Genomic DNA, 15301 nt, shown 5'->3' on the forward strand with positions numbered 1-15301 from the left:
CGGCACGGACGGGCAGGACGGCGTCTACAAGGTGACCGGCGTGACCGCGGGGGCGCTGACGCTGGCCTCGGGCGCCGACGACGTGGCGCTGAGCGCGGCGGCGGGCCTGAGCGGGGTCACGATCGAGGCTCTGCCCGCCGACACGATCCTGGTGCGCGCCAACGGCGGCGCCTGGACCGACGCGCTGGTGCTGGAGTTCGACGCCGCGAACTGGAACCTCGAGCAGACGGTCGAGATCCGCGCCGTGGACGACGCCGCCGACGAGGGCCGCCGCACGGTCTTCGTCAGCCACTCGGTCGCCTCGGACGACGCGACCTTCGACGGGGTCGCGGTGGCCAACGTCGAGGTGACGGTGGACGACAACGACCGCGCCTACCTGATCCTTGAGGAAAGCGACGGCGCCACCGAGGTGCTGGAGGGCGCCGAGGGCTTCGACGACGCCTACACGGTCCGCCTCAGCCGCACCCCCGACGCGGACGAGACGGTCACGGTGACCATCGATCTCGACGCGTCTGGCCTCGAGGCGCAGGCCGACGAGCTGACGCTGAGCGCGGGCGCGGCCTCGGGCGACGGGCTGGCGCTGACCTTTGACGACGGCAACTGGGACGTGGCCCAGACCGTGATCGTCGCCGCCGACGCCGACGACACGCGCGAAAACCCCGAGCGTCTGACGCTGGTTCACGTCGTGACCTCCGACGGCGCCGCCTTCGCCTCGGTCTCCGAGGAGACGCTGCGCGTCGAGGTGATCGACGGCGACGGCCCGGGCGTGGTGATCCGCGAAACCGACGGCGACACGGTGGTTTACGCCCCTGTCGACGGGACGGGCGGCAAGTCCGACACCTACCTCGTGCGCCTCGCCGCCGAGCCGGATGAGCCGGTCACGGTGCGCCTTTTCGCCGACGGCCAGACCCGCTTCATCGAGGACGGGCGCGTCACGCTCGAAGAGATCGCGGCGACCGACGCCGCCGCCGCCACGCTGACCTTCGCCCCCGACGCAGAGACCCCCACCGTCTCGCGCGCCTCGGGCGACTGGCGGGCCGACGGCTTCACGGTCGGGCTGGTGATCGAGATCGAGGGGGCTGGCGCCAACGACGGCCGCTATCAGATCGTCGCCATTTCCTCGGACGGGCTGACCCTGACCTTCGCGGGCGGGGTGGAGCTGAGCGCGGGAACGATGACCGCGGGCCGCCTCTTCGCCGAGGTCGGCGTGATCGCGTTCGACGCCGACACCTGGGACCAGGACGTCGTCGTGAGCCTCGAGGCCGACCCGGACTTCGTGGCCGGCGAGCGCAGCTATGCGACCAAGCCCTTCCCGACCGAGCCGCATCTTCTCTCGAAGCTGAGCGGCCCGCTGGTGATCGAGGGCGGCGCGACCGAGGCCGACCGCAGCCTCGAGGTCGCGATCATGCTGCCGACCGAGACGCCCGAGGCGCCGGTCGACCTCGAGATCTCGCTGGACGAAAGCGAGCAGATCGACAGCCTCGAGATCTTCAACGACAGCTCCGACACCGATGACACCGGCTGGATGACGACCGCGGGCGCGGTCTTCGACGCGCAGGGCGTGACGGCGGGCCAGAACCCCAGCGGGGCCGATTTCACCCTGGTCAACGGGCTCGGCATGGGGACCGGGGTGCGGACCTTCGACGTCTCCGAGGCGCAGGACGGGTCCGAGCTGACCACCTTCGCCGAGGGCATCGCCTTCTCCGGCCTCGAGACGGTCGACGTGCTGCTGGGCTCGGGCGACGACACGTTCTTCGTGCAGACCACGACCGAGGGCTCGGACCGCACCACCGGCCCGAACGGGACCGGCGAGGCGGTGGCGCCGATCACGGTGATCCGCGGCGGCGGCGGGGACGACTCCATCACTGTCACCGGCGGCGCGGGACCCGACAGCCTGCTGGTGGTGCATGGCGACACCGACGCCGACGGGACCGGCTACGACTTCGCGGGCGGCGCGCCGACCGGCGGGGGGTATGTGTTCGACGGCGGGGGGAATGACACGATCGACGCCTCGGGCCTTGCGATCGACCCCGACGCGGCGGTGGGCTTCGCGGCCTACGGCGGGGCGGGCGACGACACCCTCGTCGGCTCGGCCGCGGCGGATCAGCTGGCGGGCGGGGGCGGCGACGACCTGATCCGCGGGCTGGGCGGCGACGATCACATCTACGGCGACGACGGCTTCATCGTCGATCTCGTCACCCGAGAGCTGATGGTCGTCGACTTCGCCGACCCCACCCCCAGCCTTGCCAGCGCCGACGCCCGCGCGCCGGGCGAGGACAGCATCGAGGGCGGCGAGGGCCGCGACATCATCCTGGGCGACTTCGGCCTGATCGCCCAGGTTCCGGGCACGCTGAGGCTCTCCGACACCGGCCAGGTCACCCAGGTCGAGAGCACAAGCTTCGACGACGGCGCCAACGACCGCGTCGACGCGGGCGCGGGCGACGACATCGTGATCCTGGGGCTGGGCGACGACACGGCCGACGCGGGCGAGGGCGCCGACATCCTGATCGGCGACCACGGACTGGCGCAGTTCGGGACGCTCGACGGCGACATCTCCCGGGTCGACCGGGTGGCCACGCTCGCCCCGACCCGCTCGGGCGAGGACGACCTGCGCGGCGGCGACGGGCGCGACGTGGCCTTCGGCGGCGGCGGGGCGGACCGGATCCTGGCCGGCGGCTCGGACGACGCCATCGACGTGGTTGTGGGCGACGACGGCGAGGCGATCTTCTCCGCCTCGGGCACGCTGGTCGAGATCCGCACCACCGACCCCGACCAGGGCGCGGGCGACACCATCACCGCGGGCGGGGGCGCGGACGTGGTGCTCGGCGGCGCGGGCGAGGACGTGATCCTGGCCGCCACCGCCGGCGAGACCGCCGACGTGGAGGCCATCGTCGCCCGGATCGAGGCCGGCGACTACGCGGGCGTCGACGTGGGCGACGCGGCCGCCGACGTGGCGGTGGGCGACGACGGCGAGGCGTTCTTCACGCAGGACGGCGAGATCGTGCTGGTGCGCACGACCTCGCCCGAATACGGCGCGGACGACCTGATCGTGACGGGCGACGGCGCGGACGTGGTGCTGGGCGGCTCGGGCGCGGACGTGATCGTGGCCGGCGGCGGCGCCGACGCGGACGTGGTTCTGGGCGACAACGGCGAGGCGATCTTCGACCCCGCCAGCCCGCAGAGCGTGCTGCGCGAAGTCCGCTCCACCGACCCCGGGGTCCCGGGCGAGGCCGAGCATGGCGGCGACGACGTGATCCTGACGGGCGGCGGCGCGGACGTGGTGATCGGGGGGCTCGGCGCCGACCTGATCCTGGCGGGCGGCGCGGACGCCGCCGCCGACGTGGCGGTCGGCGACCAGGGTCGCGCGGTGTTCAACGCCGCGGGCATCCTGACCTTCATCGAAAGCACGGTCCCCGCCTCGGGCGGCGACGACGTCATCACCACGGGCCCCGGCGCGGACGTGGTCATCGGCGGCGCGGGGGCGGACGTGATCCTGGCCGCCACCGCCGGCGAGCAGGCCGACGTGGACGCGATCGTGGCCCTCGCCCGGGCCGGAGAGCTCGAGGCGATCGACCCCGGCGACGACGCCGCCGACGTGGTGGTGGGCGACAATGGTCAGGCGATCTTCACCGACGCGCGCGAGCTGGCGCGCATCGAGACGACCGCCCCCGCCGAGGGCGGCGACGACATCATCGTCACCGGCGACGGGCCCGACATCGTGCTGGGCGGCGTCGGCGACGACATCATCGCGGCGGCCGGGGGCGCCGACAACGACGTGGTCCTGGGCGACAACGGCGTGGCGATCTTCGACCCCGCCTCCCCCGAGAGCCTGCTGCGCCGGGTCGCCACCACCGATCCGCTGCACGGCGGCGACGACCTGATCCTGACCGGGAACGGGGCGGACCTCGTGCTTGCCGGCTCTGGCGACGACCTGGTGCTGGCGGGCGGCGAGGATGCGGCCGTCGACATCGTGGTCGGCGACAATGGCGAGGCGATCTTCAACGCCGCCGGCGTGCTGACCCTGATCGAGAGCATCGATCCCGGCCACGGCGGGAACGACGTGATCACCACCGGGCTGGGCGCGGACATCGTCATCGGCGGGGCGGAGGCGGACCTGATCCTCGCGGCATCGGCAGGGGGCTCGGCTGATGTGGCGGTCATCGTCGCCCTGGTGGCGGCGGGCGACTACAACGCCATCGACCCGGGCGACTCCGCCGCCGACGTGGCCGTCGGCGACAACGGGCGGGCCACCTTCACCGAGGCCGGAGAGCTGAACCGGATCGAGACGACCTTCGCCGCGCATGGCGGCAACGACGTCGCCATCGCCGGCTCGGGCCCCGACATCGTGCTCGGCGGCACGGGCGACGACATCCTGGTCGCCTCGCTGACCACCGCGGCCGACGACGACGCCGAGGACACGGTGCTGGGCGACAACGGCTTTGTCACCTTCCTGGGGACCGGCGCGTTCGACGCGGGCGAGAGCGAGCGGATCGTGTCGTTCAACTTCGGCGCCGGCCATCCCGACCGCAACGTGACCGGCGTGGCCGGGGCCGTTCCCGCCGGCAACTGGAACAACCTCGAGGGCGACGGCCCGGCGGTCTTCGGCGACGCGCCCACCGAACTGATCGAGTTCGACGACGGCGCCATCGCCGCGGGCGTGGCGATCGCCTGGCGCGGGGTGCGCGCCAACGGCGACGAGGATGATCTCGACGACGAGACCCACTCCGAGATCCGCCACCCCGGCACCGAGGACGAGCGCCTGTTCGAGGGTTACCTCGCCGCCGACGACCATGAGGAGATCGCGGTCACCATCAGCGGGCTGGGGGCGCATTTCTCGAGCAGCGACGTCTACGTCTATCTGGACGCCGACGACCATGACTCGCGCAGCGGGTCCTCGGTGCGCAGCCTCTCGGACGGGACGACGACGTTCCATCTCGACGATCCGGACGGGAACACGTTCGCGGGGACCTTCGTCGAGGTCTCCTCGACCGACCCCGACGCGGCGCAGACCGGCTCCTATGTGGTGTTCCGCAATGTGACGGGCGACGTCTTCGACCTGCGCATCGCGACGGCCGACGGCTCTCGCTACACGCAGGCCGCGATCAGCGGCATCCAGGTGGTGGGCCAGGCCCTGCCGATCGACCGGATCGAGAGCACCGATCCCCTGTTCGGCGGCGACGACGTGATCCTGACCGGAGGCGGCGGCGACGTGGTCATCGGCGGGCTCGGCGACGACCGCATCGAGGCCTTCGGCGACCCCAGCCGCGGCGCGCTCGATGACGACGTGGTAGTGGGCGACCACGGCCGCGGCACGATCCAGGGCGGCGAGCTGCGCGAGATCCGCTCGCTGTTCCCCACCATCGGCGGCGACGACCTGATCCTGACCGGCAACGGCAATGACCTGGTGATCGGCGGCGCCGCGGACGACGAGATCGGGGCGGGGGTCGAGCAGGCCTACGACCTCGGCGACGTGCAGGTGCTGAGCTTCAACTTCGGGGCCGACGTCGACAAGGGCATGGTCACCGGGGTGGCCGGCGTGGTGCAGGCCGACAACTGGAACAACCTGCACTCCGAGCAGCCCGGCCACGGCAAGCGCGACGGCTATGCCGACTGGGGCCTGTTCGACTGGCTGTTCGGGGAAAGCCACGGCTCCAGACACGCCGACTCGCAGACGGCCACCGGCTTCGTTCTGAACGACGGCGCGGACGCGGGCGGGGTGACGCTGCAGTGGGGGATCGACCTCGACGACCATCGCCCCGACGCCGCCGACGTCGACAGCCACGACGAGATCGTGGACCCCGACACCCAGAACGCCCGCCTGTTCGAGGGCTACGCCCACGGCTCGGGCCGCGACACGCTCGAGGCCCATCTGACCGGCCTGTCGGAGGTGTTCCCGGGGGTTTACGACGTCTACGTCTATCTCGACGCGGACGACCGCAAGGCCTCGCATCACGACGACTCGGTGCGCCGGATCACCGGCGGGGGGGTGTCCTACTACCTCGACGATCCCGAGGGGGCGACCTTCGCGGGGACATTCGTCGAGGGCGGCTCGACCGATCCCCACGCGCCCGCCGCGGGCAACTACGTGGTGTTCCGCAACGTGACGGGCGACGCCTTCTCGGTGCGGGTCGAGGATCCGGGCCGCAAGCACGACGCCACCCCCTCGATCGCGGGCATCCAGGTGGTCGGCGGGGCGGACAAGGACGCGGCCGTGGACCGCTCGGCCGGGACGCTCGGCGGCGACTGGGACCGCGACGTGGTGCTGGGCGACGACGGCGTCGGCCGCCGGTTCGAGGGCGAGACCTACGAGGTGTTCGCCACCGATCCCGGCCAGGGCGGCGACGACGTGATCCGCGGCGGCGGCGACCGGGACCTGCTGATCGGCGGGACCACCGGACGCGCGAGCGACGGCGGCTCGGACCTCGACGACGTGCTGGGCGACGTGATCCGGGGCGGGGAGGGCCGCGACCTGATCCTCGCCGACGGCGCGCGGGTGCTGCTGACGGGGATCGAACCCACCGGCCTGATCGGCGCCGACTGGCAGGAGGGCAAGGGCAACGGCCTCGGCCACGTCAAGAAGATCGGCGAGTGCCACTACAGCCACGGCAACGGCTACGGCTACGGCCACAGCCACTTCAACCCGTGGGAGCTGTTCGGGCTGGAGCTGCGCAACGAAGGCGTCGGCGACAACGACCGCCTGCTGGGCGACGCCGATGAGGACGTGATCTACGGCCAGTTCGGCAACGATACCTTCGGGTTCGAGGGGCTGGGCCTGGGCACGAACCGCCTGATCGAATCCGGCGACCACGACCCCGGCGTCAACGACCCCCACGACCGCCTCGACTTCTCGGAGTTCGGCGCGGAGGTGGAGATCGATCTCGACGACGGCGGCGAGCAGGAGGTCAACGGCCACCGCACCAACGGCGACCTGAACCTCGCCGTGCAGCTCTTCACCGACGAGGGCTTCGAGGATGTCGCCGGCTCCGCGTTCGACGACAGGATCGAGGGCAACGACCGGGCAAACGCGCTGGCGGGCCGGGGCGGCGACGACCGGATCGAGGGTGCGGACGGCGACGACGTGCTGCTGGGCGAGGCCGGGCGCGACCACCTCGAGGGCGGCCGGGGCGACGACCTGCTCGACGGCGGTGAGGGCGACGATTGTGTCGACGGCGACGACGGGCGCGACCTGCTGCTGGGGGGGCTCGGCGACGACGAGCTCGAGGGCGGCAAGGGCGAGGACCTGCTGGTCGGCGGCGAGGGCGACGACGAACTCGACGGCGGCAACGACGACGACATCCTGATGGGGGGGCTTGGGGACGACGACCTCGACGGCGACAGCGGCGACGACTCGCTGTTCGGCGGCCCGGGGCAGGACCGGATCAAGGGCTCCCACCACGATCACGAGGACTGGGACGGCCCGCCGCCCGACTTCAACCTGGGGCCGTGGTTCAGCGCCTGGGGCGGGGATCTCGACCGCGCCGGGTCGCGCATCGTCGACCCGGCGGGGACGAATCGCGATCTCGATCCCGCCGCCTGGGTCGAGGAGATGCGCCGCGAGGCCGGCCGCGCCTCGCCGCCCGAGACCCGCGACGACCGGCTCGAGCCGCCGATCTCGGCCACCACGGCCGAGCGCGCCTCGGTCGGCGAGATCATCGCGGCGATCGAGTCGAGCGAGATTGTCATCAACCTCGAGGGCACGATCTCCGGCCACGGCTGGAAGAAGACCTGCACGCCGCCGAGCGGGGGGACCTACGTCTACGACGAGACCACCGACAGCTTCGTGGAAAGCGCCGCCGCGCCGACCGCGCCGCCGCGGGAGGATGCGCTCTACACGCTGCTCGACGCCGACGGGTCGGTCTTTGCCTATGTCGACAGGCTGGGCGGGATCTGGGTGATCGACGACCTCGAGCAGCGCCCGCCGGGCGGCTGGGCGGACGAGGCCGACGACGCCTGGATCTATGAGGGCGTGGCCCCGCCGCCGCCCTCGGACCAGCACAGTCAAGACGGAAAGGGCCATCGCTGGTACGATGACTAGGCCGCGCGGCCACCCACCAACACCGATATCAACCGCCGGCAAGGCGGGCAGGGGGCAAAGATGAAGAACGGCGACGCGGACGCCTCGACGGGGCCGCAGGGCGAAGCCGCCCGCCGCGACTCCTCGATCGAGTGGGACGACGCGGGCATGGCGACGAACTTCGCCAATGTCGTGAACATCCAGGGCACGCGGGAACAGATCGAGCTGTTCTTCGGCACCAACCGCACCTGGAACATCAAGGATGACGCGGCGCTGAAGGTCGAGCTCACCAACCGCATGATCCTGACGCCGCTCGCCGCCAAGCGGCTGCACGCGATCCTCACCCGGGTGCTGCGCGAGTACGAGCAGCGCCACGGCGCCCTCAAGGTCGACGGCGGCTGAGGCGAGCCGCGATGGACGGTCCCGCCGACCCCCCCTCCGCCGCCCGGGCGGCACAGGAGGCCGCGCCCGAGCGCTCGGAGGCGGCGCTGTGGTCGCGCCTCTCGGCGGCCCAGGGGCTGCAGGCCACGGCGGAGGCCTGGGCGCCGATGGCCGTCGCCCGGATCCGCGGCGCGCAGGCGGCCGCGGTGATGGTCGACCCCGGCCACGGCCGCCCGTTGCGGGTGCTCGCCTCCGACCCCCCGACCCGCCTGCCGTCCTCCGAGGCGCTGGCCGCGGCCGAGGGCGCCATCGCGCAGGGCCGCGGCGTGGTGCGCGGGGGGGCCGGGGGGCCGGACGCGGCATCGGGCGCGCCCGTGGCCGTGGCCGTCCCGATCCTGATCGACGGCGAGGCCCGCGGCGCCGGAGTGCTGGAACTGGCGCCGCAGAGCCCCGACGCGCTGCGCCGGGCCATGCGCTCGTTGCAATGGGCCTGCGCCTGGCTGCGCGACGCGGCCCGCGCCGAGCGCGCGGAGGCCGAGCGCACCCGCTACGCCCAGGTCGGCCACGCCCTGCACGTTGTCGTCGCCGCCGCCGAGCGCGAGGGGTTCGAGACCGCAGCCCGGGCCGCGGCCACCGACCTCGCCGCCCGCTTCCAGTGCGACCGCGTCGCCATCGGCCTGCGCCGCGGGCGCACGACCCGGGTGCGCGCGATCTCCCACGCCGCCCAGTTCGGCCGGCGCATGGATCTTGTCCGCCTGATCGCCGCGGCGATGGACGAGGCGATCGACCAGCGCGCCGTCACCCTGCACCCCGAGGCCACCGCCGAGGCGCCGCTCGCCACCCGCGCCGCCGCGGCGCTGGCCCGCGCGCATGGCGCGGGGCACGTCCTCGTCGTCCCCCTCTACGCCGTCGACCGCTATGTCGGCGCCGTGACTTTCGAGCGCCCGGCCGAGCGGGCGTTCACGCAGACCGAGGCGGAGACGCTCGAGGCCTCTGTCACCGTCCTCGCCCCCGTGCTGGAGGAGAAGCGCGCCAACGACCGGTGGCTGATCCAGCGCGCGGGCGACGCGGTGGCGGCCCATCTCGGGCGGCTGCTGGGGCCCGGCCGGCTGGCGCGCAAGCTGAGCGTGCTGGCGGTCCTCGCCGTTGTCGCCTTCTTCTGGCTGGCGCAAGCGCCCTACCGCGTCTCGGCCGACGCGGTGGTCGAGGGCGAGGTGCAGCGCGCCGTCGTCGCCCCCTTCGACGGGTTCCTCGCCGAGGCCCCGGCGCGGGCCGGCGACCGGGTGGCGGCGGGCGATCTGCTGGCCCGGCTCGACGCCGGCGACCTCGCGCTCGAACGCCTGCGCCTGGTGACCGAGCGCCAGCGACGGGTGCGCGAGTACGAACAGGCGCTGGCCCGCCGCGACCGGGCCGAGGCGCGCATCAAGTCCACCCAGATCGACCAGGCCGAGGCGCAGATCGAGCTGGTCGACGCCCGCATCGCCCGCTCCGAGCTGCGCGCGCCCTTCGACGGGGTGATCGTCTCTGGCGATCTTTCCCAGTCCATCGGCGGCGCGGTGACCCGGGGCGAGAGCCTGCTGAACGTCGCCCCGCTCGACAGCTGGCGGGTGGTGATGCAGGTCGACGAACGCCGCATCGCCGACATCGCGCCGGGGCAGGGGGGCTCGCTGCTGGTGGCCGCGCTGCCCGACCGCCCGTTCGACATCGAGGTCGTCGCCGTCACTCCCGTCGCCCGCTACGCCGAGGGCGCCACCACCTTCGAGGTCGAGGCCCGCGTGCTGGGCGACGCCCATCGCCTTGCGCCCGGCATGGAGGGCGCCGGGCGCATCTCCGTCGACGAGCGTCGCCTGATCGCCATCTGGATGCGTCCGCTGGTCGACTGGGCCCGCCTGACCGCGTGGCGCTGGGCGCCCTGGGCGTTCTGAGGCCATGCCCAGGGGTTTCCTCTCGTCGGACTGGTACCGGGTGGCCGACCTCAAGCCGCGCCTCGCGGCCCATGTCGAGATCCACCGCCAGGTGTTCCGCGGCGGCGTCTGGCACATCGTCCAGGACCGCCACAACGGCCGCTATCACCGCGTTGGGCCGGCCGGGAACCTGATGCTCAACCTGATGAACGGCCGGCGCTCCGTGGCCGAGATCTGGGAGACCGCCTGCGAGCGGTTCGAGGACGATCCCCCCACCCAGGACGAGGTGATCCGCCTGCTCTCGCAGCTCCACAGCTCGGACCTGGTGGCGGGCGGGGCGACGCCCGACCTCGATGAGCTCGCCCGGCGGGCCGAGACGCAGGCCCGCCGCAACCTGTTGATGCGCATCCGCAATCCGATGGCGATGCGGCTGCCGCTGCTCGATCCCGACCGGTTCCTCGCGGCGACCGCCTGGCTGGCGCGGCCGATCTTCACGGTCTGGGGATTCCTGGCGTGGGTGGCGCTGCTGGTCTGGGGCGGGGTCGTCGCGGCGCTGAACTGGGCGCCGCTGACCTCGGGCCTCGCCGACCGGGTGCTGACGGTCGAGAACCTCGCCCTCGTCGCCATCGCCTACCCGCTGGTCAAGACGATCCATGAGCTGGGCCACGCCTACGCCTCCAAGGTCTGGGGGGGCGAGGTGCATGAGGTCGGCGTGATGTTCCTGGTGTTCATCCCGGTGCCCTATGTGGACGCCTCGGCCTCCTCGGCCTTCGCCTCGAAGTGGCGGCGCGCGGTGGTGGGCGGGGCGGGGATCATGGTCGAGCTGGCGCTCGCGGCCCTCGCGGCGCTGACGTGGGTCGAGCTCGAGCCGGGGCTGCTGCGCGCCTTCTGCTTCAACGTGATGCTGATCGGGGGCGTCTCGACGCTGTTTTTCAACGGCAACCCGCTGCTGCGCTTCGACGGCTACTTCGTGATGTGCGACCTGGTCGAGATCCCCAACCTCGGCACCCGGGCGAACCGGCATGTCCTCAATCTCGTGCAGCGCTGTGCCTTCGGCCGCAAGGACATCGACAGCGTGGTCACGGCGCGGGGCGAGGCGGCCTGGTTCGTCCTCTACGCCGTTGCGGCCTTCGTCTATCGCCTGTTCATCGCGGTCGCGATCAGCCTGTTCGTGGCCACCAAGTTCTTCTTCATCGGCGCGGCGCTGGCGGTGTGGTCGCTGTCGAACGCCTTCCTGTGGCCGCTGATGAAGGGCGCCTGGCATGTCGTCGCCTCGCCCGCGCTTCGCGGCCGCCGGGTGCGCGCGGTTTCGGCGGTCGGGGTTGTCCTGGGGGCGATCGCGGCGGGGCTTTTCGCCGTGCCGCTGCCCCACGCCTCGATCGCCCAGGGCGTGGTGCGGATCGAAGAGGACCGGATCCTGCGCGCGGGCGCGGGGGGCTTTGTCGCCGCCGTGCACGCCCCCTCGGGCAAGGTCGCGGCCGGGGCGCCGATCCTGACGCTCGAGGATCCCGCGCTCGCGGCCGAGACCCGCCTGCTCGAGTCGCGCCTGGCCGAGATGCGCCTGCGCCTGCGCTCGGTCCTGATGCTCGACCGGGTGCAGGCCGAGCTGTTCCGCGTGCAGGTCGAGCATCTCGAGGCCCGCGTCGCCGATATCCGTCAGCGCGCCGCCGCGCTCGAGCTGTTCGCCCCCGCCGCGGGCCGGGTGGTGATCCGCGACGCCGACCGGCTGCTGGGCAAGTGGCTCGCCAAGGGCGAGACCGTGGGCTGGCTGCTGTCGGATGAGCCCGTGGTGCTCTCGATCGCCGTGCCCGAGACCGAGGCGGAGCTGGTGCGCGGCGACACCCGCGCCGTCGCCCTGCGGTTCGAGCGTCAGCTGGACCGCGAGATCCCCGCCGCGATCCTGCGCGCGGCCCCCGAGGGCGAGGCGCGGCTGCCCTCGCGCGCCCTGTCGACCGCCGCCGGGGGCCCGTTCCCGACGCTGCCCTCCGACCCCGATGGGCTCGCGACGCTCGACGTCGCCTTCCGCTTCGACGTGGCCCCGCTCGACCCGCTGCCGGTCGAGATGGTGGGAGAGCGCGCGCTTTTGCGCTTCGACCATGGCCTTGAGCCGCTGGCCCCGCGCATCTGGCGCGCCGCCCGGCAGCTGTTCCTGGCGCGCTTCAATGTCTGACGCGGCCCTCCCCCTGCGCCTGCCGCACCCGGTCGCCTATGCCGAGCGCGGCGACGAGATCGACGCCGCGCTCGACCGCTGGGGCCGGCGCGCGGCGGCGCCGGTCACCGCGCGCCTCGCCCGCCTGCGCGCGGCGGGTCCCGCGCGGTTCCTCGCCCGCGCCTCGGCGCTTGCGCCCGGGTTCGAGGCGCTGAGCGACGCCGAACTCGACGCCCGCCTCCCCGCCCTGCGCGAGAGCCTGCGCGCCCGGACCCATCCCGCCGACGAGATCCTGGCCCCCGCCCTCGCCCATGTGCGCGAGGCCGCCTGGCGCAGCCTCGGGCGGCGGCCCTACGACGTGCAGATGCAGGGGGCGCGCGCCCTCCTGCGCGGCTTCGTGGCCGAGATGCGCACCGGCGAGGGCAAGACCCTGGTCGCGGCGCTGACCGCCGTGGTCCATGCGCTCGCCGGTCGGCCGGTCCATGTGGTGACCGCCAACGAATACCTCGCCGCGCGCGACGGCGAGGAGCTGGCCCCCCTCTACGCCCGCATGGGCCTGAGCGTGGGCACGATCCGCCCGGACGAGCCGCCCGAGGCGCGGCGGCGCGCCTATGCCGCCGACGTGGTCCACGCCTCGGGCAAGGATCTGGCCTTCGACTACCTGCGCGACCGCATCCACCTGCGCCGGCGCCCCGGAAACCTGCGCCGCAAGGCCGAGCGGCTGATCGGGCGCGAGGCGCCGGACGATCTGCGCATGCGGGGCCTGCATGTGGCGGTGGTGGACGAGGCCGACAGCGTGATGATCGACGAGGCCCGCACCCCGCTGATCATCTCGGGCAAGGGCGCCGATCCCGCCGACCTCGCGCTCTTCCGCCACGCCCGCGCCGTCGCGGCCGCGTTGGAGGAGCGGCGCGACTATCGCCTCTCGCCCCGCCGCGACCGGGTGGAGCTGACCGACAGGGGGCGCGACCTGCTCGACGATCTCGCCGAGACGGACGAGGACGCGCCCCGCGCCTTCCGCGTGCCGGTGATCCGCGAGCATGCCGTGGTCCAGGCGCTGGCCGCCGACCACGTGTTCCGCCGCGACGCGCATTACATCGTGCGCGAGGACAAGATCGCCATCGTGGACGAGTTCACCGGTCGCCCCCAGCCCGATCGCACCTGGTCGGACGGCCTGCACCAGATGATCGAGCTCAAGGAGGGGCTCGAGCCCTCGCCCCCCCACCGCACCGAGGCGCGCATCACCTTCCAGCGCTTCTTCCGCCGCTATGACCGCCTGTGCGGGATGACCGGCACCGCGCGGGATTCCGCCTGGGAGTTCTGGTCGGTCTACCGCCTGCCGGTGGACCGCATCCCCACCCATCGTCCCGACGCCCGCCGCGTCGACCGACCCCGGGTCTGGCGCTCGGGCGAGGCGCGCGACCGGGCGCTGGCCGGCGAGATCGCCCGCCTTCAGGCCGAGGGGCGCGCGGTCCTGCTCGGGGTCCGCTCGGTCGCCGCGGCCGAGGCGGTGTCGGCCCGCCTCGCGGCGCTGGGGGCGCCCCACCAGGTGCTGTCGGCCGCGCAGGACGCCGACGAGGCCGAGAAGATCGCCCGCGCCGGCGTGCCCGGCGCGGTGACGGTCGCGACCGCCATGGCCGGGCGCGGCACCGACATCCGCCTCGGGCCCGGCGTGCCCGAGACCGGCGGCCTGCACGTGATCGTGGCCGAGCGTCACGACAGCCGCCGCGTCGACCTGCAGCTGGCTGGCCGCTGCGGACGCCAGGGCGATCCGGGCCGGGTGCAGACGTTCCTCAGTCTCGACGACGAGCTGCTGCAGGGCAGGGCGGCCGCCCCCGCCCGGGCGCTCGCCAGCCTGGCGCTGGCCCTGCTGCCGGGCGCCGTGGGCGAGCGGGCGGCGGCGCGCCTGCTGCGCGCCCGCCAGAAGGCGGTCGAGCACGCCCACGCCGTGATGCGCCGCGACCTGCTCGAAACCGACAAGCGGCTGGCCGACATGCTCGCGCTGTCGGGCCAGATGGAATAGGATTTGCGCGTATGAAACAGGGTCTCGCAGCGGTTCTGGCCTGCCTCCTCGCCGCGCCCGGCGCGGCGCAGGAGGGCGAGCGGCACGACTGCGTCATCGACCCGCCGGTGGTCATCGCGCTCGCCTCCGCCGTGCCGGGACTGCTGGCCGAGGTCACCGTCGCGCGCGGCGATCAGGTCGCCGCCGGCCAGCTCGTCGCCCGCCTCGACGCCACGCTCGAGCGGGCGACCCGCGACCTGCTGCGCACCCGCGTCGCCTCGACCGCCGCGATCGAGGCCCAGACCGCGCGGGTCGACTTCATCGAAAGCCGTCAGCAGCGCGTGCGCGAGCTGTTCGCCCGCGGCGTCGCCACCCAGGAGACCCTGGACGAGATCGAGAGCGCGGCCATCGAGGCCCGCTCGATCCTGCGCGAGGTCGAGACCGAACAGGCCATCGCCGCCCAGGAGCTGGCCCGCGCCGAGGCCGCCGTGAAGCTGCGCGAGATCCGCAGCCCCATCGAGGGCATCGTGCAGGAGCGCACCCTCTCCCCCGGCGAATACATGCACCAGGAGAGCCACGTGGCGGTGGTGGTCAAGCTCGACCCCCTCCATGTCGAGGCGTTCCTGCCGGTCGAGCTTTATGGCTCGATCGCCGTCGGCGACGAGGCGACGGTCCTGCCCGCGCCCCCGGTCGAGGGCGCCCATGCCGCCACCGTAAGGGTGATCGACCGGGTGTTCGACGCGGCCTCGGGCACCTTCGGCGTGCGGCTGGAGCTGCCGAACCCCGAGGGCGCCTTGCCCGGCGGACACCGCTGCAAGGTGGTCTTCGCCCGCCCGCCGTCGAACTGAGCG

The 15301-nt window shown here is 73.4% G+C and carries 6 protein-coding genes (1 of these 6 only partly in view); all 6 read left to right on the forward strand.

What is annotated here, in order from left to right; all coding sequences use genetic code 11:
* Tightly spaced (at most 60 nt apart), the 6 genes in view from AAC134_RS08035 to AAC134_RS08060 form a layout consistent with a single transcriptional unit that may run on beyond the window.
* Positions 1–8035 carry the end of a calcium-binding protein gene (locus AAC134_RS08035; RefSeq protein ID WP_339948555.1) on the forward strand. The gene continues 24641 nt to the left of window position 1, outside the view, so 8035 of the gene's 32676 nt are visible here — the last part of the coding sequence; the start codon falls outside the window, past its left edge; the stop codon is at positions 8033–8035.
* Between the two features lie 60 nt (positions 8036–8095).
* The gene (locus AAC134_RS08040) at positions 8096–8416 is read left to right on the forward strand and encodes a DUF3467 domain-containing protein (RefSeq protein ID WP_339948556.1); all 321 of its coding nucleotides are present in this window, start codon (positions 8096–8098) and stop codon (positions 8414–8416) included.
* A gap of 11 nt (positions 8417–8427) precedes the next feature.
* On the forward strand, positions 8428–10320 hold the full coding sequence (locus AAC134_RS08045) for an efflux RND transporter periplasmic adaptor subunit (RefSeq protein WP_339948557.1): 1893 nt from the start codon (positions 8428–8430) through the stop codon (positions 10318–10320).
* A 4-nt stretch (positions 10321–10324) separates the two neighbouring features.
* Positions 10325–12469 (forward strand): PqqD family peptide modification chaperone, encoded by a 2145-nt coding sequence (locus AAC134_RS08050; protein ID WP_339948558.1) that lies wholly within the window; start codon positions 10325–10327, stop codon positions 12467–12469.
* A complete protein-coding gene (locus AAC134_RS08055) occupies positions 12462–14471 on the forward strand; it encodes a translocase (protein ID WP_339948559.1) in 2010 nt (669 codons plus the stop codon). The genes AAC134_RS08050 and AAC134_RS08055 overlap by 8 nt, the downstream gene beginning before the upstream one ends.
* A gap of 11 nt (positions 14472–14482) precedes the next feature.
* The gene (locus tag AAC134_RS08060; protein WP_339948560.1) at positions 14483–15298 is read left to right on the forward strand and encodes an efflux RND transporter periplasmic adaptor subunit; all 816 of its coding nucleotides are present in this window, start codon (positions 14483–14485) and stop codon (positions 15296–15298) included.
* Positions 15299–15301 lie beyond the last annotated feature (3 nt).

It is taken from the genome of uncultured Albimonas sp. (assembly GCF_963977235.1).
Classification (GTDB): Bacteria; Pseudomonadota; Alphaproteobacteria; order Rhodobacterales; family Rhodobacteraceae; genus Albimonas.